This is a genomic window from Streptomyces sp. NPDC058741 (assembly GCF_042746715.1).
Lineage (GTDB): Bacteria > Actinomycetota > Actinomycetes > Streptomycetales > Streptomycetaceae > Streptomyces.
Window position 1 is genome coordinate 144352 of the sequence record NZ_JBHYQH010000011.1, and the last position, 19654, is coordinate 164005.

A 19654-nucleotide genomic window follows, 5' to 3' on the forward strand; every position below is an offset into this window, starting at 1 on the left:
TCGCGCTGTAGTCGGCGGCATGGAGGAGGTGGCCCCGAGAGCTTCTCGAAGTGGGCATCCCGCTGCAGCCACGACGAGGGTCTACGATGTGGCCGCCGGCGACTCAGAGAAAAGCCGCATTCTTACGCGGGTAACCCCAGGACGGGGTTACCCGGCTTCCAACATTGCCACGCTCAGCCCCAACGCTCTCTGATTGACCTGCGGGCGATCGCGCTCACCAGCGCACTCATCGCCGCCTTCGAGAACAGCAGCGGCCGACGGCCGATGTCCTTGGAGTCGCGCACTGCGGAGTGTTCGCCCAGTTCCGCGACTTCCACGCAGTCGTTCGCGCCCCCGCTGTACGAGCTCTTCCGCCACCGCGCGTGCGTGAGATCGACTTCGTGTGGAGCTGCCGTGATGTCGTGCGTGGCGGCCATGCTGGGCGTGCTCACTCTTCGAGCTCCTTGCTGATGCGTGCGATGCGGGTGCGGGTCTCCGACGGTCATGTGGTCGCACCATCCGGGCCTGTGCGCGCACTGGGTAGGGGAGATCAGGACTGTGTCCTCCGGGTGAGTACGCCATTCCGTCCTCACGAACGTATTCACCGAACGCGGGGTCGCCGACGCTGATGCGGACGAGCCCGGCGGACATTCGCATCCGAGCCCGATGACGATCTTGCTGCCACACTCGTCGCAGCGCTCTTCTTCCACTGGTCTCGTACCACCCTCACGCGGTGCCGGAGTCGACCCGGTAGACGATCTTCCCGTCGAACTCGGCGAACCCGAGTGACTTGTAGAAGGCACGTGCCGCCGGGTTGTCGCTGTCGGTCATCCACTCCACGCGGCTGCACCCGGGGCGCGCCGCAGCGATGACACGAAGTTCGTGCATGAGGCGGGCACCGATGCCCTGCCGTCGGAGCGTGTTGCGGACGTACAGCTCTTTGAGGAACAGGGAGTGCGAGGAGCCGGCGGCCGGCCAGAGGAACGAGTAGGCGGCGAGTCCGATGATGTCCCCGGTCTCGTCCTCGACGAGCAGCGCGGCGGCCAGCGGCGGCGAGCCGAACAGCGCCTCTTCGACCTGGGTGCGGCGTTCCTCCAGTGGCTGGATGTCGGTGTCGGTCGCCCCGTAGAACCGCTCGATCTCCTCGATCAGCTCGGCGACTGCCGGGACGTCCCGCTTCTCCGCGGGACGGATCGTCACGGTCATCGGCGCCTCCTGTCCTTCCTCGATTGCTTCGGTCGCTGCTGCACTCGTTCGTTCCAACGCGTGATCCCCGCCTGGCGGTACGGCAGACGCGTCTACGGCGACGATGCGACCTGCGCATAGGGGTTCCAGCCGTGCTGCCGGAGGGAGTTCTGGACGTGTCGGATGATGTGCTCCAGGTCCGCGCAGTAGACAGATGGGTTCCGATAGCCCTGGGCTTCGCTGAAGCGGTGCGGGAGGTAGCCACCGCCGCACACGTCCACGAGTGGGCAGGCGCGGCACTGCTCGGCGAGCGCCTCTTTGCCATGCTGCCGGTGCAGCAGCTTCGGGTGCGACAGCGCTTCGTCGAAGGAGTGGCGGAGGACGTCGAGCCCGAGCCAGGAGGCGCCCTCCTCGACCGACCGCAGGGTGTCCACGGCCTCGATGGAGCCGTCGGACTCGATCACGACGCTCGTCGGCGGGGCCAGGCCAAGTGTCTCCACTGAGCCGCGCACGCCAGAGCTGAGGGCCACGATGTCCTCCAGCATCCGGACACTGTGCCGGTACTCGGGCCGGGCGAGCCAGGCGTCGTACACCCTGCTCATCCACAGTCCGTACTCCGGCACGCTCGGGTCGGAGCGGGGCGGCGGGTCGTCGTGGGTCGCGTGCGGCAGGCCGAAGTCGATCACGGGCGGTTCGAACGCCGCCAGGTAGTCGTGTACCTCCACGGGGTCGTTGGCCAGGTCCACGACGGCGAGCAGCCCCGCGAACAGGTGTGGCCGCGACCGCAGGAGTTCGATGCCGCGCACGGCGGAGGCGGCGCTCGACTGCCCGGCCTGGGTCAGCCGGTGCCGGTCATTCGCAGGTGGCGGTCCGTCGAGGCTGACGCCGACCGCAACCTCGTACCGTTCGAAGAGGTCCAGCCACGCATCGGACAGAAGAGTCCCGTTGGTCTGGAGCTCGAAGAGGACCCGGGTCCCGGCCGGCGCGGCGTCCCGGACGGCCTCCAGCAGACCGGCCATGTGCCCGACGCCGACGAGAAGCGGCTCCCCGCCGTGCAGTACGACGTGGATGGTCCGAAGGCCGTGCACGGTGGCGTGCTCACCTATCCGCCGGGCCGCAGCCCGCACCACAGCGAGGTCCATTCGGGCGGGCAGACGCCGCGCCGCCTGGTCCTTGGAGTTGAAGACGAAGCAGTAGTCGCAGTCCATGTTGCAGCGGTTGGCAACCTTGAGGATGAACGTCCGGAAAGGAACGGGGCCTTCGGGTTCTGTCATCGAGCGGATGTGCTTACAGCGGCCAGGGCCAGATGAGCGAGGCCGCGTGGGCACCGTCGCCGACCCGGCTCGTCGCGCCCTCCTCGGCCTCCAGCCGCTGCCGGACGCGGGCGGCCACGCGGTCCAGGACGGGGGTGCCGGCCACCGTCGGCTCCGTGGACGCCGGGCCGGCGGGCGTGATGGTGCGTGGCTCGGTGACGGACGTGGGTGACGGCATTCAACGCTCCTCGTGAGGTACGTGCTGGAGGTGGCACGGTGCGACGGGGTTGAAGCGACAGATCGGCCGGAAACGTAGCATCCTCAACCACCCTCCTGGGACCGGTAATTCGGCCACATGATCGGCGTCAGCCGGATCGCTACACCAGCAACCGTTCGATGTCGTCCACGGACGCGCTCACTCCCAACCGCCGATACACGGTCACGGCGGCTCGCAGCGAGTCCACGCCGTGACCAGCCCCGTCAACCGTCCAGTCGCAGCGGCCGATGCCTTCCAGTGCCCGTGCCTCCTCCAGCGGGCAGCGGATGTCCCGCGCGAGTGTGAGCGCCTGACCAAAGTGCCGACGGGCGGCTGTCGGTTCATCTGAGGTGAGCAGCAGCATCCCCCAGTGGTTCAGGGCCTCCGCCTCGCCGCACCGGTCGCCCAGGCCCCTCAGGACCTCCAAACCGCGTTGGAACGCCTCGATCGCGCCGTCGCGCTCACCGACGATGCCGCGTGTCACGCCCAGCTCGCTCAGCGAGGCGGCCTCACCCCCGCTGCTGCCGAGCTCGCGATAGGCGTCCAGGGCCTCCTCCAGAAGCCGGATCGCCTCTGCCGCATCCCCGGTCACACGCTCCACGACGCCAAGGTGACGGACGCTGTTCGCGCGGCCGAACCGTTCACCGAGCTCAGTGAAGTGCGTCAGGGCCTGGCTGTGTGCCGTCCGTGCTCCCTCGATGTCTCCGGTCAGCCGTCGGACGACGCCCAACTCGTTCAGCGCGTAAGCCTGGTGCACACGGTCGTCCAGCTCCCGGTAGATGTCGAACGCTTCCTGGTGATGCCGCGCGGCCAGGCCGTACGCGCCCATGAGGCAGTGCACGACGCCCAGGTCCCGCAGGGAGTTCGCCTCTCCGTACCGGTCACCGAGCTCTCGGTAGATCGCCAGGGCCTCGCTCTGGGCCTCCACCGCGGCGTCGAACCGGCTCATCTGCCGGTGTGTCATGCCGAGGTCCGCGAGCGCGTTCGCCTGCCCGAGCCGGTACCCCAGCTCTCGGTAGAGGGCGAGGGCCTCGGTCTGGGCGCGGGCCGCGTCCTCGTTGTCCGCGGTCAGGTACCAGACGATGCCCAGCTGATTCAGTGCCTCGGCCTTGCCGCGCCGGTCGTCGACTGCTTCGTACGCCGTCACTGCGTCGTTGAGGGCCTCGATCGCCTGTGGGTAGGCAGCCATGAAGCGGCGTACGACGCCGAGTTCGGCGAGAGCGTCGCCCCGGGCTCGCTGGTCGCCGGTGTGGCGGGCGGCCTCGGCGGCGATCCGGTGGAGCCCTACGGCCTGGTCCCAGGGGCCGGCCTGGCGCAGGAAGGGCGCCATGGCCGCGGCGAGCCGGACCACGAGGTCGTACAGGGCAAGGCCGTTCGCCCGTCGGACGCAGGCCAAGATGTTGGCCCGCTCGGTCTCCAGCCAGCTCAGGGCATCCGCCCGCGACTCCAGGACCGGGGTCTCCACCCGCGAGGCGCCGTCCGGCGCCGGTGGCACTGCGGCTCCGCTGCGCACGATGTGCTCGTTCGCGACGGCGAGAGCGGCCAGGTAGTAGGTGCACACACGCTGGACGGCCTGTACGTGGTCCATGCTGTCTCCCTCGGCGGCGAGACCGCGAGCGTAGTCGCGCAACAGGTCGTGCAGCCGGTAGCGACTCCCCGCGTGCTCGTCGATCAAGTGGTCGTCGTACAGCGCCTCAAGGTGCTGACGAGCCACCACGACCGAGTCCTCGCCCAGCGCCGCACCGACGTGCGGGTCGAGGTCGGTGCCCGGAAAGAAGCCGAGCTGTCGGAAGAAGCGCTGCCGCTCCGGCGCGAGATCCCGGTAGGAGAGATCGAACGTCGCGGTGACGGCGCGTTCCCCAGCGCGCAGCTCTCCCAGGCGGTCCCGTGCCGCCACCAGCCGCCCGCGCAGGTCCTCGGCGGTCCAGGACGGATGGTGCCGCAGCCGTGCCGCGAGCAGCGACACCCCCAGCGGCAGACACCCGCACAGCCGCACCAGCTCCTCCACCACATCCCGGCCGAGAGCGTCGGCCGGCCGCCCACTGAGCCGCACGAAGAGGTCGACCGCGTGATCCGGCGGCAGTGCGTCCACCGACATGACCACCTCCTCGTTCGCCACCAGCCGCTTGCGACTGGTCACCAACACCAGACACCCGCTCCCACCGGGGAGCAGCGGCTCCAGTTGCCGGTAGCTGGCCGCGTTGTCGAGAATCAGCAGCGCCTTCTTGTCCGCGAGCCTGCTCCGCCACATGGCGGCCCGGGCCTCCGTGACCGCTCCGACGTCGTCACCGACAGGAATCTGTTGTGTCGGCACGCCGGCGGCCGCGAGAAGCGAGGCGAGCGCCTCGCCAGCCTGTACCGGAGTACGCCCCGGCGTGTACCCGTTGAGATTCACGAAGAGCTGTCCGTCGGGGAACCGCTCCGAGAGCAGGTGGCCGGCGTGCACGGCGAAGGTGGTCTTCCCGACGCCTGGCATACCGTCGATCATGTGAACGGGCAGCCCCTCGCCGTGCTCCTGTGAAGCCCGCACCGAGCCCACCAGCCGCTCCAGCTCCGGGGCACGGTCGGTGAACGCGGCGGTGTCGCGCGGCAACGAACGCAGCACCTGGGCTGCCCCCGGTGGCCCCGCTCCATCCTCCGGTCGCCCTGGCGGGGTGGGAGGCCGCGTCTCGGAGAGCCCGGCGAGCAGGGCCGTCAGCCCCGCCATCGTCACGCCCAACACGACGAACGAGAACCAGGCGTGCTCCTGTAACCACCCCAGCCAGCCAGGCCACCGCGACTCATCGGACACGGCGTTCGTGACGAGCCCGACCAGCATGGTGGTCACAGCGCCGCCTCCGGCGACGACAGCGATCGCAATCCCGCGCCGGAGTCTCATACCGAGGCCCCGGCAGCAGCCAGGGGAGCTGCCGATTGCCCCCTGCTGCCGCTGACGAGACACCACGCACTGCCAACCGACCTGGTCACGACAGCAACCCCCGAGTAGAACGCCCCAACTTCCCTAACGAACAGCCCTCGTAGACCTTGGTCAAGGGCGCGTCTGAGCCACGGGGCGCACCAGCTTCCGCAAGGCGCGGTGGCCGCTCCGCTATCGCCCCCAGCCACGCACTCGTCAATCGGCTCGGGGCCTACTCGGCATCGCGGGTCGTGGCCTCGGGTCCAGTCGGTTCGGTAGACCTCGTACCAGCACTCTCGCCCTTCTTGCCCGCCTCGATGGGGGCGTAGCGTCGCCGTTGCAGCTCATCCCGTTCAACGTCCGGGATTGTCATCGACTCGGCAAGCACGGCGGCGAGCGCGCCCACTTGAGTGTCGTCCATGTCAGCGTGGAAGAGCCACCGGATGTTCTCGTCGCGCGTGATGACGTCGATCGCCAAGCGCGCGCTCTTGTCCTGTGTGGTCGTTGCTCGGACGTATCGCACTTGGTCGGTAGGGATGTCTTGCCGAATCTCGGCTTGCTCAAGGAATGCGTTCGTCTTGGCCGTGATGATGCGGCGATCCGTGACGGCGACCAGTGTCTTTGCCGCAGCCTTGTCCCTTGCTGCCGCCAACCTCTCCTTCGCTCCACCGACGATCGCAGAAACGGGGCCGACGGCATCGAGCTGGTCGGGGAAGCCGAGGACACGCAGGGTCTCACCGTCCTCGAGGAACCATCGCAGGATGCGAAGGTACGGCTCGCCATCCAGTGATTCAGGTGCGCAGAAGACGCCCGGAGCCTCAAGCGGAGGGGCCGGCGGATGGAGAGCGTCGGCAAGAGGTTCGATCGCCTTCAGAAGACGTGCGGAGGTTTCGCGGGCTGCCTTCACGTCCTTCCGCTTCCCCGGTAGCGGCCATGCGTCGGGGCCAGGGAGTTCGGCGGTGATCCGCAGCTCCCGCGTCAGCGCGTCGACGAGGCTCGTCGACGCGGCGAGAGCGGAGTCGAACTCCGCGCGGGTGCCACGCGCGATGACCTCGGCGTACTGTGCCTCGGCGGCGTCTTCGCGTCCAGCGGCTCTCGCCCTTGCGGCGCGGAGCGCGTGATACCCGGTCCATGCCTTGAGGGAGGAAAGGAGAGCGTAGGCATCGAAGGCGATCGCCTCGGCGTTCGTCTGCAGATATTCACGGTGGCTGCGTCCGTCGGCCCGACCGATCTGCCTGACGTGGTCGCGGACGTTCTCTCGGTAGAGCTCAAGCTGCTTCTGCAGCAGCGCTCCGCTGCCCGCGATGTCCTCCCACAAGGACGTGGGGACCGATTCGATCTCTCGCGCCTGGTCGACCGCGCGATCGATGGCGGCGACGAGCCCCGTCAGTTCAGCCCACTGATCCTTGCGGATGGCGGTGAGGACCTGACTTGTCACCGCGAGGTTGGTCCTGACGAGGCCCGAGACCTCACTCAACATCATCTGAAGGCCGACCATGGCCAGCGCAGGCCCGATCGAGGCTCCGGTCTGCGCCTTGCCCACCGCATTCACGGAGTAGAAGCGGGCCTGACGCAGGAAGCGGCCAGGAACCATCACCGCTCCGAGGTTCCCGCCGTCCTTGACGGCGAGCGTCGCGCCGCTGTTCAGCAGGGCCTGTGACGTGGCGTCGATCCTGTAGAGTCCCTGCACACCAGCGAACGCGTTTCCGAGATTGCCGACCACGGTCGCCGCGTTCCCGATCGAGGCGAGGATCGCTGAGATCTGCTTGCGGTCGGCAGCCGGCACGATCCCGAAGTCGATCAGATCGGGCTTCAGCTCCGGCGGGACCTCACCGGCGACGACAGCCACCCCTGGGAGCACCTCCATCAGGACCGTCGACGCCGTCGTCGAGTCGATGTCCGAGTTGGACGTCGGATCGTCCACAACAGGTGAATCGGCAGTATTGCTCCGGCTGTTCTCCCCAGGCTCGGCGATCTCCTTCGAGTCCGAAGAGTCCTGCATGCGATCTCCTCCCCCGCGGGCGCGCAACGGCCGGACTTCGTCGGCGTTGACTGCTGAAGTCTACGGCTCAACGCCCCGCGGTTCAGCCCGAATCCGCCGGATTGATTCCGCACCGGCTGGTGCCAGTCATGGGTGCACCCGGCGGCGCAGAACCGCTCTCTGCGGTGCCTCTCGGCCACTCGAAGGCGCTGTGGTCCGCAGTGACAGCAGCGATCACGTCCTCGACATCGGTGATCACCCGGCTGCGCGCCAGCCGGATCCGGTTCCACTCGGTGTCGTCCTCTCCGGACACCCTGAGCAGACCGAGGAAGGAGTCCCCCTTCGCACGGCCGCTGTACTTCAGGTGGTACCCCTCGGGCGCACACTGCCGGGCTGCGTCGAAGGCCCTGCGGTAGCGGGCTCGCTCCTGGTCGCTGGGGATCGGGATCCTGAGGAACCTCCCAGCCTGTTGTACATCCGCGATCAAGGCGGTTCCGATTTCCGCCGGCGAAGCCTGCGGGGGCTTGGCGGTGCGTTGCGGCGCCGGCTTCGTCGTGGACGGAGCCGTGTCTTGCTTCTGCGGAGGAGGGGCAGGCCGTGTCCGTTGCTCGGATCCCGCCGAACGCTGCTTGCGTGGCGCCGGTTCCGGCCGGTCTGGGTGATGGCCGTGTTCCAGGTAGAAGCGCCCCGCGTCAGTGATCTCCGCCTGCCACTTCCCATCCTGCTTGGGCATGGTGATCAGGCGCCGCTCCTTGAGCGCGCGGGCAGTGAGGGCGAACTCTGGGCTGTCCGACGTGACGGGGCCGGCTACGTCCCCGATGCGGGTGAGGAGTGCGAGCTGCCGGTCATTTAACGGAGACCATCGGTGCATGGCGATCGTCGTACCGCCTGTGATCGGCCTCGCACAACCGTAGGGATGACCCTTTCCCAGCGTGAGCGGCAAAGAGCGGGCTGGACCGCGGACGGCTGCTCGCTGGGAGCCGCCGGGAGTCGGTTTCTGGAAGTTGGCTCCCAAACGGCTCCCAAAACGGGGCCGCAAAGTAAATCAGGCCCGGTACTGATCTCTCAGTACCGGGCCTGACCTGCTGTTTTGGCTGTCGGGGTGGCGGGATTTGAACCCACGACCTCTTCGTCCCGAACGAAGCGCGCTGCCAAGCTGCGCTACACCCCGATGCCGCTGCTGTCGCGGCGACGTCGTTTACTTTAGCCCACCGGTGGCTAGAGACGAAATCCGGTTTTGCCGCGGTGGCGGACGAGGTTCGGGCGGGTGTGGTCGAGGGCCACCAGGAGCAGGGCCAGGGCGTAGCAGGAGAGGCCGAGGAGGAGGGCGTTGCCGAGGACCCGCTTGTAGCCTTCCTGGCCGACGTCCAGGAAGGGGTAGAGGTAGCGGTCGGGGGTGCCCGGGAGCAGCAGTTCGCCGCGGGTGAGGGAGAAGGCCAGGTAGGCGAGGGGGTAGAGCAGCCAGGCCGGGGCGTGGCGCAGGTGGAGGCGGCCGGGGGCCGTGAGCAGGAGCCAGTCCAGTACGGCCGCGATCGGCGTCACCGTGTGGAGGGTGTGGTGGGCCAGGGCCTGCCAGCCGGCGGTGGGGGTCGTCTCGCTCGTCGGCAGCAGGTGGTGCACCAGGGTCGTGACGACGACGTAGAAGAGGGTCGCGCCCAGGATCGAGCCGGGGAGGGGGCGGCGGGCCGTCCATGCCCGGCGGGCCGAGGAGGCCATGACCAGAGCCAGCAGGATGTTGCTCTGGACCGCGAAGGTGCTGAGGGTCCGGGTGGGATCACCGAGCAGTAGTTCGAGTGCGACCGCACCGGCCGCCGCGAGGGCGATGAGCAGGCGGTACGCCGCGGCCGCCGGGCGGCGGACGGGGGCGACGACGGCCGCGGCGGGGACGGGAGAGGGCTTCAGTGCGGGCTTGCCCGGAATCGCGGGGAGGTCCGGTATGTCCCTGGGTATCGGGGCGGTCATGCCCCCACGCTGGCAGAAGCGGACATAGGGGGCGATGTGGCTGCGGCCGTGTGGGTTACCCACCCCGCTCCGTCTTCTCCGCTACTCCCGCCCCACCAGCGTCAGCAGTGTCGCCTCCGGTGGGCAGGCGAACCGTACCGGTGTGTAGCGGTTCGTTCCGCAGCCCGCCGACACGTGGAGGTACGACGTGCGGCCCTCCGCCGTGTGCGTCGACAGTCCCTTCACGCGGTCCGTGTCCAGGTCGCAGTTGGTGACCAGGGCGCCGTAGAAGGGGATGCACAGCTGGCCGCCGTGGGTGTGGCCGGCCAGGATCAGGGGGTAGTCGTCGGCCGTGAAGGCCTCCAGCGTGCGCAGGTAGGGGGCGTGCACGACGCCCATCGAGAAGTCGGCCGTGGAGGACGGGCCGCCCGCCACCTCCTCGTAGCGGTCCCTCTTGATGTGCGGGTCGTCCAGGCCCGTCAGCTCCAGGGAGACGCCCTCGATCTTGAGCGTGCCGCGCGTGTTGGTGAGGTTGAGCCAGCCCGCCGCGTCGAAACCGTCCCGCAGTGCCTCCCACGGGTTGTGCACCACGCCGACGGCCGGGGCGTTGCCGTTGAGGCCGTGGCGGCCCTGGGCCTTCTCGATGAGGTAGCGGGCGGGGTTGCGCAGCTTGGGGCCGTAGTAGTCGTTGGATCCGAAGACGTAGGCGCCCGGGAACGCCATCAGCGGGCCGAGCGCGTCCAGGACCTCCGGGACGCCCTCCGGGTCGGAGAGGTTGTCGCCGGTGTTGATCACGAAGTCGGGGCGCAGACCGGCCAGGGAGCGCAGCCAGCGCTGCTTCTTGTGCTGGCCGCCGACCATGTGGATGTCGGAGACCTGGAGCACGCGCAGGGGGCGCATCCCCGGGGGCAGGACCGGGACGGTGACCCGGCGCAGGCGGAAGGAGCGGGCCTCGAAGCCCGCGGCGTACAACAGTCCGGCGGCGCCAGCCGCCGCGATCCCCAGGGGCACTCCGTATCGCGCGCGCATACGGCCATCGTGTCAGACCGGGCGGGCCGCCCGCGCCCGGCGGCGGGCGAAACGGCCTCGCGGCACCGGGTCTTGGCCCGCCGCTCGCCGCCCGTGCTCGAAATCGAGGGGCGTCCTTCGCTCCGCACCTGCGACAATCACCCCATGACCACGCTCAAGTCGAAGCTGCAGGACGACCTCAACGCCGCGATCAAGGAGCGCGACGAGCTGCGCTCCTCGACGCTCCGGCTGACGCTCGCCGCGATCACCAAGGAGGAGGTCGCGGGCAAGGAGAAGCGCGAGCTCTCCGACGACGAGGTCCAGAAGGTGATCACCCGTGAGGCGAAGAAGCGTCGTGAGGCCGCCGACGCCTTCGCGCAGGGTGGCCGCCCCGAGCAGGCCGAGCGGGAGAAGGCGGAGGGCGAGGTGCTCGCCGCCTACCTGCCGAAGCAGCTGTCGGACGAGGAGCTGCAGCAGATCGTCGCCCAGGCCGTCGAGGAGGCGAGGGCGGCCGGGGCCGAGGGCCCGCGGGCCATGGGCGCGGTCATGAAGATCGTGAACCCGAAGGTCGCCGCCCAGGCCGAGGGCGGCCGCGTCGCCGCCGCGGTGAAGAAGCTCCTGGCCGGCTGAGCCGCCCCCGGTCGAACGGCCGCGGCCTCCTCCCGCCTGAGTGGTGGAAGGGGTCGAGCTGCGTTTCCCGTGCCCCCGGTCGAACGGCCGCGGCCTCCTCCCACTCGAGTGGTGGAAGGGGGCCGCGCCTCGTGTCTCTCTCCGGCGTCACGCCTCGGGGTCAGCGGAAGCCGCCGCCGTTGCCGTTCCCCCCGCCGTTGCCCTGGCCCCGCCAGAAGCCCTCCGGGATGGAGAACGAGGGGGCCGGGACGGGATCGCCGCCCCCGCCGCCGTTGTTGCCGCCGATCAGGCCGCCGATGAAGCCGCCCCCGCCCCCGCCCCCGTCGCGGTTGCCGCCGTCACCGTCGCCCTTGTCGCGGTCCCGGTCGACGCCGCTGGGGATGTCGACGTCGTTGAAGTCCTCGACGGGCTTGCCCTCCAGCGCGCCGGACATCATGTCGCGCCAGATCGGACCGGGGACCTCACCGCCGAAGACCTTGCCGTACGAGCGGCCGCCGATGCTGATGCCGGTCATCTTCCGCTTGTGCGCCGGGTCGCCGACCCACACCGCGCCGGCCATGTTCGGGGTGTAGCCCACGAACCAGGCGGCGTAGCGCTCGTCGGTCGTACCGGTCTTGCCCGCGCTGGGACGGCTGCCGAGACCGGCCTTCGAACCCGTGCCGTCCTCGACGACGCCCTTCAGCAGCGCGTTGATCGTGTCGGCCGTCTTCTCCGACATCGCGCGCGAGCACGTCGACTTCGGGACCTCCATCGACGTGGTCTTGTCGCCGACCCGGCGGCTGACCGACTCGATGGCGATCGGCGTGCAGTACATGCCGCGCGAGGCGAAGGTCGCGTAGGCGTTCGCCATGGTGAGGGGGGACATCTCCTGCGTGCCGAGGGCGATGGAGGGCACCTGCGGCATCGTGTCGCCGTCGGCCCGCACGACGCCCATCTTCTTCGCCATGGTGGTGACCGGGCAGATGCCGATGTCGCTGATCATCTGCACGTAGTAGGTGTTGACCGACTTGGCGGTCGCCTCCTTCATGTCGTACGGGCCGACCTCCGACTCGTTCTCGTTCTCCAGTTTGGCCGGGTTGGCGGGGTCGTTCTGCCACCGCTTGCCGTCGCAGGCCGCGACCGGGCTCGGATAGGCCATCTGGTACGGCGACGAGTACACCTTGTTCGCCGGCATGCCGTCGTCCAGGGCCGCCGCGGCTACGATCGGCTTGAACGTCGAACCGGGCTGGTAGCCCATGCCGCCGCCCATCGCCTGGTCGACCGAGAGGTTGATCTGCGTCTCGTTCTTCTTGAAGCCGTACGGACGCGACTGGCCCATGGCGAGGATCTTGCCGGTGCCGGGCTGCACGACGGTGGCGGCGGTGGCCACCTCGTCGCTCTTGTAGACGTGGTCCTTGATGGAGTCCTGCGCGGCGTCCTGGGCCTGGGGGTCCATGGTGGTGCGGATGGTGAGGCCGCCCTGGTTCCAGATCTTCGCCCGGGTCTTCCTGGTCTTGCCGAAGACCGGGTCGTTGAGGAACACCTCGCGCACGTAGTCGCAGAAGAAGCCCGCGCCCTTGACGGCCGTGATGCAGCCGTTCCTGGGCCGGCTGACCTTCAGGCCCAGCGGCGCCTCCATCGCCTCGGCCGCCTGCGCCCGGGAGATGTCGCCGACCTCGGCCATGCGCCGCAGCACGATGTTGCGCCGCTTGGTGGCCTCGGCCTCGTCGTTGACCGGGTCGTAGCGGCTGGGCGACTGGACGATGCCGGCGAGGAGGGCCGCCTCCTGGACGTTCAGCTCCTTGGCGGACTTGGAGAAGTAGCGCCGGGCCGCGGCCTCGACGCCATAGGCCTGCTGGCCGAAGAACGTGATGTTCAGGTAGTTCTCGAGGATCTTCTTCTTCCCCAGCTCCTCCTCGACCTGGATCGCGTACTTGAGCTCGCGGATCTTGCGGCCGATGGTCTGCTGGGTGGCCTGCGCGACCTTCGTCGGGTCGTCGCCCGCCTCCTCGACGAAGACGTTCTTCACGTACTGCTGGGTCAGCGTGGAGGCGCCCTGGGCGACCTCACCGCTGCGCGCGTTCTTGTTGAGGGCGCGCAGGACGCCCTTCAGGTCGACCGCGCCGTGCTGGTAGAAGCGCGAGTCCTCGATCGCGACGATCGCCTTCTGCATGTAAGGCGAGACGTCCTCGAGGGGGACGACCGTTCGGTCGCGCGAGTAGACCGTGGCGATGTGGCCGCCGTCGGCGTCGAGGATGCTGGTCCGCTGGCTCAGCGGAGGGGTCTTCATGGTGGCCGGGAGCTCGTCGAAACTCTCGACCGATCCCTTCGCCGCCAGCCCCAGCGCGCCCACCGCGGGCAGCGCGATGCCGGCCAGCACGGCCCCCGCGAGGACACTGACACCGAGGAACTTGGCGGCCTGCTGCGTGGGAGACAGACCACCACCCGAACGCTTCTTTGGCATGAGGGCAGCCTACGTTCTCATTCACCGGACAGGCGTAGAGGCATTGGCCTAAGCTGCTCTCGACTGTCACAGCCGTGAGGCCACGTATCAGTACGTCCGGCGGCCCCGAGTCGTTCCGGGCGTTCCCCGGCTTTTCCAGTAGGGGCGTGTCCGAATCCGCCTCGTGTGTCACGCGGCGTCCGGTGTGACGCAACTGAACTGTCCTGTTTCGCCGGGAAAGTTCCGTATGTCGCCAGCTCACTCCCCCGGGTGATCTGCCGCTTACCCATAGTCCGTTCGGGCCATTCAAGATTGGGCCCGCTGGGGGTGTTGCGCTGTGCCCACCTTCCGTAACGTCCTCAACTGGCGGCGGTGAATATGCCGCTGCCGCCGTGGGGGAGCCTCGATTCGGGAGAGGACGGCGCCTGTATGGGCTGGGTAACCGACTGGAGTGCGCAGGCGGCCTGCCGCACTACCGATCCGGATGAACTGTTCGTTCAAGGAGCAGCGCAGAACAGGGCCAAGGCGGTGTGCACCGGATGCCCGGTGCGCACGGAGTGCCTGGCCGACGCGCTGGACAACCGCGTCGAGTTCGGCGTGTGGGGAGGCATGACGGAGCGGGAGCGCCGCGCGTTGCTGCGCAGGCGGCCCACAGTGACCTCCTGGCGCCGGCTGCTGGAGACCGCGCGCTCGGAGTACGAGCGTGGCACGGGTGTCGTGCCCCTCGACGACGACGAGGTGTACGAGAACTACGCGGCGGTGAGCTGACGTCCCACCCGGATCTCCGGGATCTCCGGGATCTGGATTTGCGGGATCTCCGCTGGCCCGGGGGCCCTGACGGGCCCTTCGCCGTCACCGGGCCGCAGCGCGGCGGGTCGGTGGCGCAACCGCCGGTCGCGGCCCGCCCCAGGGCGTCGTCAGGTCGCCCTCGGGCGTCAGGCGCTCGCCTCCGGTGCGATGTCCGTCCCGGGCGGCGCCGTCGTCGGGTCCGGCAGCTCGCGCGCGTCGGCCGCGAGCCGGTCGCCGATCTCGCGCAGTCCCGCGAGGTCGTGCACGTCGCCGGGCAGCGCGGCCACCTCCGTCACGGCCACCTCCGGGTGGAGCGCGGTGAAGCGGTCGCGCGTGCGCCGCTCACGGGCGAGCAGCTGCATGCGCTCGGCGTGCAGCCTCAACAGGCCCGCGGTGAGCTGGTCGACGGACCGCTCGGTGTCCGCGCTGCCCGCGGGCCGCGTGGTGTCCTCGATGCCCTCGGCGTCCTCGGTGGGGGAGCCGCCGTCGGATACCGGAGCGGAGGAACGGGCCGGGGTCTCGGACGTGGGAGAGGGAGAGTCTGAACTGTCGTGTGCGTCGGGGGAGTTACGAAGTACTGCCTTCCCGTCCTCCTGATCCACAATGCGGGGCTCTTCAAGATTTTCCGCGGCGGCGAGCGCCCGCTCGGCCGACAGCCGTCCAGCGCCACTGCCGTGGACCCGGTTGAGCACCAGCCCGGCGAGCGGCATCTGCTCCGCTGCCAGGCGCTCCACGAAGTAGGCGGCCTCGCGCAGGGCGTCCCGCTCCGGGGCGGCGACCACGAGGAAGGCCGTCCCGGGTGCCTGGAGCAGCTTGTACGTCGCGTCCGCGCGCGTGCGGAAACCGCCGAAGGTGGTGTCCATCGCGGACACGAACGTCTGGACGTCCTTCAGGAGCTGACCGCCCAGCAGCTTGCCGAGGGTGCCGGTCATCATCGACATCCCGACGTTCAGGAACTTCATCCCGGCGCGGCCGCCGAGCTTCGCCGGGGCCGTCAGCAGCCGGATCAGCCGGCCGTCCAGGAACGACCCGAGCCGCTTGGGCGCGTCCAGGAAGTCCAGCGCCGAGCGCGAAGGCGGGGTGTCGACGACGATCAGATCCCACTCGTCCCGGGCGCGCAGCTGCCCCAGCTTCTCCATCGCCATGTACTCCTGCGTGCCCGCGAAGCCCGCCGAGAGTGACTGGTAGAAGGGATTGCCCAGGATCGCCGCCGCCCGGTCGCGGTCCGCGTGCGCCTCGACGACCTCGTCGAAGGTGCGCTTCATGTCGAGCATCATCGCGTGCAGCTCGCCGCCCGCGGAGTCGTCGATGCCCTTCACCCGGCGCGGGGTGTTGTCGAGCGAGTCGATGCCCATGGACTGGGCGAGCCGCCGGGCCGGGTCGATGGTGAGGACGACGACCTTGCGGCCCCGCTCGGCCGCGCGCAGCCCCAGGGCCGCCGCAGTCGTGGTCTTGCCGACGCCGCCCGACCCGCAGCAGACCACGATCCGCGTCTTCGGGTCCTGCAGCAGCGGATCGACGCCGAGCACGCGCGTGGGAGCCAGATGGCGGGCCGGGTCGTGGCTGTGGGCCGGGTCCGGACGACTCATGACATCCCCTGCTTCCGACTCATGACGGGCCTCGCCCGTGTGCTCTGCCGCGGCCCGAGGGCGCCCCGGCTCATGACACGCCCTGCTCGCGCAGCTCGCGGGCCAGCTCGTACACCGCCGCCAGGTCCATGCCCTCGGAGTAGAGTGGCAGTTCGTGCAGCGGCAGGCCCAGCTTGGCCAGCACCGCACGCTGCTCGTGCTCCAGCGCGTACCGCTCGGCGTACTCCCCGGCCTGCGCGAGCAGCGGGTCCACCAGCCGCTCGGCGTGCCCGCCGCGCCGCGCCCCCCCGAGCCCGGCGGACGACAGGGACCGCGCGACTGTGGAACGCGGGACCGTCCGTACGAGTTCCAGGTCGGCCGCGTCCAGCACCTCCGGCCGCACCATGTTCACGATGATCCGCCCCACCGGCAGCCGGGCCGAGCGCAGCTCGGCGATGCCGTCCGCGGTCTCCTGCACGGGCATCTCCTCCAGCAGGGTGACCAGGTGCACCGCCGTCTCCGGCGACTTGAGCACGCGCATCACGGCCTGGGCCTGATTGTGTATCGGGCCGATCTTGGCGAGCCCGGCCACCTCGTCGTTCACGTTCAGGAACCGCGTGATGCGCCCGGTCGGCGGGGCGTCCATGACGACGTAGTCGTACGTGAAGCGCCCGCTGCGCTCCTTGCGGCGCACCGCCTCGCACGCCTTGCCGGTGAGGAGCACGTCCCTCAGCCCGGGCGCGATGGTGGTGGCGAAGTCGATCGCGCCGAGCTTCTTCAGGGCCCTTCCCGCGCTGCCCAGCTTGTAGAACATCTGGAGGTAGTCCAGAAGGGCCTGTTCGGGGTCGATGGCGAGTGCGTACACCTCCCCGCCCCCGGGAGCGACGGCGATCTTCCGCTCTTCGTATGGCAGCGCTTCTGTCTCGAAGAGCTGCGCGATGCCCTGACGGCCCTCGACCTCGACGAGAAGCGTCCGCTTCCCCTCGGTGGCCAGGGCCAGCGCTAGGGCGGCGGCCACCGTCGTCTTACCGGTACCGCCCTTGCCACTGACGACCTGGAGCCTGCTCACGTATTCGAGCCTAACCAGTCCGCGCCCGAGCCACGCGGGAGGCTGTGGACAACGGGTGCCGGGGTCGGCCGGCCGGCGTGGCCGTGGTCGGCCGCGTGAGCCCTCTCGGGCAGGGGCTAAAGTCGGCCGCATGACCAAGTGGGAATACGCAACCGTGCCGCTGCTCGTCCACGCCACGAAGCAGATCCTGGACACCTGGGGCGAGGACGGCTGGGAGCTCGTCCAGGTCGTGCCCGGGCCGAACAACCCCGAGCAGCTCGTGGCCTACCTGAAGCGGGAGAAGCAGTAGTGGGCGCCGTCGAGGCGAAGCTGGCCGAGCTCGGCCTGAGCCTGCCCGGCGTGGTGCCGCCGCTGGCCGCGTACCAGCCGGCCGTGCAGTCCGGGCCGTACGTCTACACCGCGGGGCAGCTGCCGATGGTGGACGGCAAGCTTCCGGTCACCGGCAAGGTCGGCGCCGAGGTCACCCCGGAGGAGGCCAAGGAGCTGGCACGCACGTGTGCGCTGAACGCCCTGGCCGCCGTCAAGTCCGTCGCCGGTGACCTGGACCGCATCGCGCGCGTGGTGAAGGTCGTCGGCTTCGTTGCGTCGGCCTCGGACTTCACGGGCCAGCCCGCGGTGCTGAACGGCGCGAGCGAGCTGCTCGGCGAGGTCCTCGGCGACAAGGGCGTGCACGCCCGCAGCGCCGTGGGCGTGGCGGTGCTGCCGCTGGACGCGCCGGTGGAGGTCGAGATCCAGGTGGAGCTCGCCTAGATGTACTGCCCTCACCTGTTCAAGATCCCTCAGCCGCGACCTGCCTCACCCGTCCACAACCTCCCGGGACAGAACACCTAGAGACCGCCTTCGGGGGCCCCGGTCCCCTCAGCGGGATCCCTCTCCGGAGGCCACTCGAACATCCGCCCGTCACGGGATAGCCTCGCGCCCATGGCGAACGGTCAGTGGTACCCCCCGGAGTGGCCGGACCGCATCCGCGCACTCGCGGCCGGCACCCTCACCCCGGTGACCCCGAAGCGGGCGGCCACCGTCATGCTCCTGAGGGACACGGGCAGCGGGACGGTCGTCCACATGCTGCGCCGACGCGCCTCCATGGCCTTCGCCGGAGGCGCGTACGCGTATCCGGGCGGCGGGGTGGACCCGCGCGACGACGACCACCACGTCCGCTGGGCGGGCCCCACGCGCGCGTCGTGGGCCGGCCGGCTCGGCGTCGACGAGACGGCGGCGCAGGCGATCGTCTGCGCCGCCGTGCGGGAGACGTACGAGGAGGCGGGCGTGCTGCTCGCCGGTGAGACGCCCGACTCGGTCGTGGGCGACACCACGGGCCCCGACTGGGAGGCGGGCCGGGCCGCCCTCGTCGCGCGCGAGACGTCCTTCGCGGAGTTCCTGGACCGCCGGGGACTCGTCCTGCGCTCCGACCTGCTCGGCGCCTGGACCCGCTGGATCACCCCGGAGTTCGAGGCCCGCCGCTACGACACCTGGTTCTTCGTGGCCGCCCTGCCCGAGGGACAGCGCACCCGCAACGCCTCCACGGAGGCCGACCGCACGGTGTGGATCTCCCCGCGCGAGGCCGCCGCCGGGTACGACGCCGGCGAGCTGCTGATGATGCCGCCGACCATCGCGACCCTGCGCCAGCTGACGGCGTACGACACGGCCGCCCGGGCGCTCGCCGCGGCCCCCGGGCGCGACCTGACGCCCGTGCTGGCCTCCGCGCGCCTGGTGGACGGCGAGATCGTCCTGTCCTGGCCGGGCCACGACGAGTTCACCCGGCACGTCCCGCACCTGCCGACCGGTGGAGCCACCGCATGACGGACGCCGCAGCCCTGCCCGGCCGTCCCCGCGGCGGGGTCCTCTCGGGTCCCTCGACCGCGCGGGCCGTCAACGTCCTGGCCCCCAACGCGTCGGCGATGACCCTGGACGGCACGAACACCTGGATCCTCTCCGAGCCCGGCTCCGACCTCGCGGTCGTGGTCGATCCGGGCCCCCTCGACGACGGGCACCTGCGCCAGGTCGTCACCACGGCCGAGCGGGCGGGCAAGCGCGTCGCCCTCACTTTGCTGACCCACGGCCATCCCGACCACGCGGAAGGCGCAGGCCGGTTCGCCGAACTGACCGGCACGCGCGTGCGTGCCCTCGATCCGGCCCTGCGGCTCGGCGACGAGGGACTGGCCGCCGGCGACGTCATCACCACCGGCGGCCTCGAACTGCGCGTCGTCCCCACCCCGGGCCACACCGGCGACTCGCTCTGCTTCCACCTCCCGGCGGACCGGGCGGTCCTCACCGGCGACACCGTCCTCGGCCGCGGCACCACCGTCGTGGCCCACCCCGACGGCCGCCTCGGCGACTACCTCGACTCGCTGCGCCGTCTCAGGTCCCTCACGGTCGACGACGGCGTCCACACGGTCCTGCCGGGCCACGGCCCGGTCCTGGAGGACGCCCAGGGGGCCGTCGAGTTCTACCTCGCCCACCGCGCCCACCGCCTCGCCCAGGTGGAGACGGCCGTGGAGAACGGCCACGGCACCCCGTCCGAGGTCGTCGCCCACGTCTACGCGGACGTGGACCGCTCCCTGTGGCCGGCGGCGGAGATGTCGGTGCGGGCGCAGCTGGACTACCTGAGGGAGCACGGGCTCATCTGACCGTGCCGTACATGACGCCGGGCCCCGTCTCCGCGGAGACGGGGCCCGGC

The 19654-nt window shown here is 70.1% G+C and carries 18 protein-coding genes and 1 tRNA gene; 6 read left to right on the forward strand and 13 right to left on the reverse strand.

The annotated features are described in order from the left end of the window. Positions 1-173: 173 nt before the first annotated feature. From ACFW6P_RS12330 to ACFW6P_RS12375, 10 genes are all read right to left on the reverse strand, one after another. Positions 174-431 carry a DUF397 domain-containing protein gene (locus ACFW6P_RS12330; protein ID WP_386351638.1) on the reverse strand — a complete coding sequence of 86 codons (258 nt, stop codon included), beginning with the start codon at positions 429-431 and terminating at the stop codon, positions 174-176. Between the two features lie 274 nt (positions 432-705). After that, complete coding sequence (haaN, locus tag ACFW6P_RS12335) at positions 706-1185, reverse strand: cyclophane-containing RiPP N-acetyltransferase HaaN (RefSeq protein ID WP_386351635.1); 480 nt, start codon at positions 1183-1185, stop codon at positions 706-708. 92 nt (positions 1186-1277) lie between these two features. Beyond that, entirely contained in the window at positions 1278-2438 is a 1161-nt protein-coding gene (locus ACFW6P_RS12340; RefSeq protein WP_386351633.1) for an FxsB family cyclophane-forming radical SAM/SPASM peptide maturase, read from the reverse strand. A gap of 13 nt (positions 2439-2451) precedes the next feature. Next, a complete protein-coding gene (gene haaA / locus ACFW6P_RS12345; RefSeq protein ID WP_386351630.1) occupies positions 2452-2655 on the reverse strand; it encodes a HaaA family cyclophane-containing RiPP peptide in 204 nt (67 codons plus the stop codon). A 139-nt stretch (positions 2656-2794) separates the two neighbouring features. Further along, positions 2795-5551: a cyclophane-containing RiPP biosynthesis TPR protein HaaT gene (gene haaT / locus ACFW6P_RS12350; protein ID WP_386351627.1), complete on the reverse strand. Its 2757-nt coding sequence runs from the start codon at positions 5549-5551 to the stop codon at positions 2795-2797. Positions 5552-5801: 250 nt separating this feature from the next. After that, a complete protein-coding gene (locus tag ACFW6P_RS12355; RefSeq protein WP_386351624.1) occupies positions 5802-7571 on the reverse strand; it encodes a hypothetical protein in 1770 nt (589 codons plus the stop codon). Positions 7572-7653: 82 nt separating this feature from the next. Continuing rightward, on the reverse strand, positions 7654-8421 hold the full coding sequence (locus ACFW6P_RS12360) for a hypothetical protein (RefSeq protein ID WP_386351622.1): 768 nt from the start codon (positions 8419-8421) through the stop codon (positions 7654-7656). Positions 8422-8647: 226 nt separating this feature from the next. Beyond that, positions 8648-8721, reverse strand: a tRNA-Pro gene (locus ACFW6P_RS12365). 47 nt (positions 8722-8768) lie between these two features. Then, positions 8769-9512: a Pr6Pr family membrane protein gene (locus ACFW6P_RS12370; protein ID WP_386351619.1), complete on the reverse strand. Its 744-nt coding sequence runs from the start codon at positions 9510-9512 to the stop codon at positions 8769-8771. Between the two features lie 81 nt (positions 9513-9593). Continuing rightward, entirely contained in the window at positions 9594-10520 is a 927-nt protein-coding gene (locus tag ACFW6P_RS12375; protein WP_386351616.1) for a metallophosphoesterase, read from the reverse strand. A 144-nt stretch (positions 10521-10664) separates the two neighbouring features. On the opposite strand from ACFW6P_RS12375, the gene ACFW6P_RS12380 reads away from it, so the two are divergent. Beyond that, on the forward strand, positions 10665-11129 hold the full coding sequence (locus ACFW6P_RS12380; RefSeq protein WP_386351613.1) for a GatB/YqeY domain-containing protein: 465 nt from the start codon (positions 10665-10667) through the stop codon (positions 11127-11129). Between the two features lie 160 nt (positions 11130-11289). On the opposite strand, the gene ACFW6P_RS12385 is transcribed toward ACFW6P_RS12380, so the two are convergent. Then, positions 11290-13572 carry a transglycosylase domain-containing protein gene (locus ACFW6P_RS12385; protein WP_386351610.1) on the reverse strand — a complete coding sequence of 761 codons (2283 nt, stop codon included), beginning with the start codon at positions 13570-13572 and terminating at the stop codon, positions 11290-11292. A gap of 408 nt (positions 13573-13980) precedes the next feature. Between ACFW6P_RS12385 and wblA the strand changes: the two genes are divergently transcribed. Further along, complete coding sequence (gene wblA, locus ACFW6P_RS12390; RefSeq protein ID WP_031115994.1) at positions 13981-14319, forward strand: transcriptional regulator WblA; 339 nt, start codon at positions 13981-13983, stop codon at positions 14317-14319. Between the two features lie 167 nt (positions 14320-14486). Here the strand turns inward: wblA and ACFW6P_RS12395 are convergent, their stop codons facing one another. Further along, complete coding sequence (locus ACFW6P_RS12395) at positions 14487-15929, reverse strand: ArsA family ATPase (RefSeq protein ID WP_386351607.1); 1443 nt, start codon at positions 15927-15929, stop codon at positions 14487-14489. Positions 15930-15999: 70 nt separating this feature from the next. Continuing rightward, the gene (locus tag ACFW6P_RS12400; protein WP_386351604.1) at positions 16000-16977 is read right to left on the reverse strand and encodes an ArsA family ATPase; all 978 of its coding nucleotides are present in this window, start codon (positions 16975-16977) and stop codon (positions 16000-16002) included. A 130-nt stretch (positions 16978-17107) separates the two neighbouring features. Between ACFW6P_RS12400 and ACFW6P_RS12405 the strand changes: the two genes are divergently transcribed. From ACFW6P_RS12405 to ACFW6P_RS12420, 4 genes are all read left to right on the forward strand, one after another. After that, a complete protein-coding gene (locus ACFW6P_RS12405; protein ID WP_003991873.1) occupies positions 17108-17266 on the forward strand; it encodes a DUF4177 domain-containing protein in 159 nt (52 codons plus the stop codon). Next, positions 17266-17727 (forward strand): RidA family protein, encoded by a 462-nt coding sequence (locus ACFW6P_RS12410; RefSeq protein ID WP_386351601.1) that lies wholly within the window; start codon positions 17266-17268, stop codon positions 17725-17727. Before ACFW6P_RS12405 ends, ACFW6P_RS12410 begins: the two co-directional genes overlap by 1 nt. 171 nt (positions 17728-17898) lie before the next feature. Continuing rightward, on the forward strand, positions 17899-18777 hold the full coding sequence (locus ACFW6P_RS12415) for an NUDIX hydrolase (RefSeq protein WP_386351598.1): 879 nt from the start codon (positions 17899-17901) through the stop codon (positions 18775-18777). After that, positions 18774-19604, forward strand: coding sequence for an MBL fold metallo-hydrolase (locus ACFW6P_RS12420; protein WP_386423603.1), 831 nt, complete (start codon positions 18774-18776; stop codon positions 19602-19604). Before ACFW6P_RS12415 ends, ACFW6P_RS12420 begins: the two co-directional genes overlap by 4 nt. Positions 19605-19654 lie beyond the last annotated feature (50 nt).

Coding starts and splice junctions, on each gene's coding strand:
- ACFW6P_RS12340 (WP_386351633.1), bottom strand. CDS start 2,438: ATGACAGAACCCGAAGGCCCCGTTCCTTTCCGGACGTTCATCCTCAAG.
- ACFW6P_RS12415 (WP_386351598.1), top strand. CDS start 17,899: ATGGCGAACGGTCAGTGGTACCCCCCGGAGTGGCCGGACCGCATCCGC.
- haaN (WP_386351635.1), bottom strand. CDS start 1,185: ATGACCGTGACGATCCGTCCCGCGGAGAAGCGGGACGTCCCGGCAGTC.
- ACFW6P_RS12370 (WP_386351619.1), bottom strand. CDS start 9,512: ATGACCGCCCCGATACCCAGGGACATACCGGACCTCCCCGCGATTCCG.
- ACFW6P_RS12355 (WP_386351624.1), bottom strand. CDS start 7,571: ATGCAGGACTCTTCGGACTCGAAGGAGATCGCCGAGCCTGGGGAGAAC.
- ACFW6P_RS12380 (WP_386351613.1), top strand. CDS start 10,665: ATGACCACGCTCAAGTCGAAGCTGCAGGACGACCTCAACGCCGCGATC.
- ACFW6P_RS12360 (WP_386351622.1), bottom strand. CDS start 8,421: ATGCACCGATGGTCTCCGTTAAATGACCGGCAGCTCGCACTCCTCACC.
- wblA (WP_031115994.1), top strand. CDS start 13,981: ATGGGCTGGGTAACCGACTGGAGTGCGCAGGCGGCCTGCCGCACTACC.
- ACFW6P_RS12375 (WP_386351616.1), bottom strand. CDS start 10,520: ATGCGCGCGCGATACGGAGTGCCCCTGGGGATCGCGGCGGCTGGCGCC.
- haaT (WP_386351627.1), bottom strand. CDS start 5,551: ATGAGACTCCGGCGCGGGATTGCGATCGCTGTCGTCGCCGGAGGCGGC.
- haaA (WP_386351630.1), bottom strand. CDS start 2,655: ATGCCGTCACCCACGTCCGTCACCGAGCCACGCACCATCACGCCCGCC.
- ACFW6P_RS12405 (WP_003991873.1), top strand. CDS start 17,108: ATGACCAAGTGGGAATACGCAACCGTGCCGCTGCTCGTCCACGCCACG.
- ACFW6P_RS12420 (WP_386423603.1), top strand. CDS start 18,774: ATGACGGACGCCGCAGCCCTGCCCGGCCGTCCCCGCGGCGGGGTCCTC.
- ACFW6P_RS12395 (WP_386351607.1), bottom strand. CDS start 15,929: ATGAGTCGTCCGGACCCGGCCCACAGCCACGACCCGGCCCGCCATCTG.
- ACFW6P_RS12385 (WP_386351610.1), bottom strand. CDS start 13,572: ATGCCAAAGAAGCGTTCGGGTGGTGGTCTGTCTCCCACGCAGCAGGCC.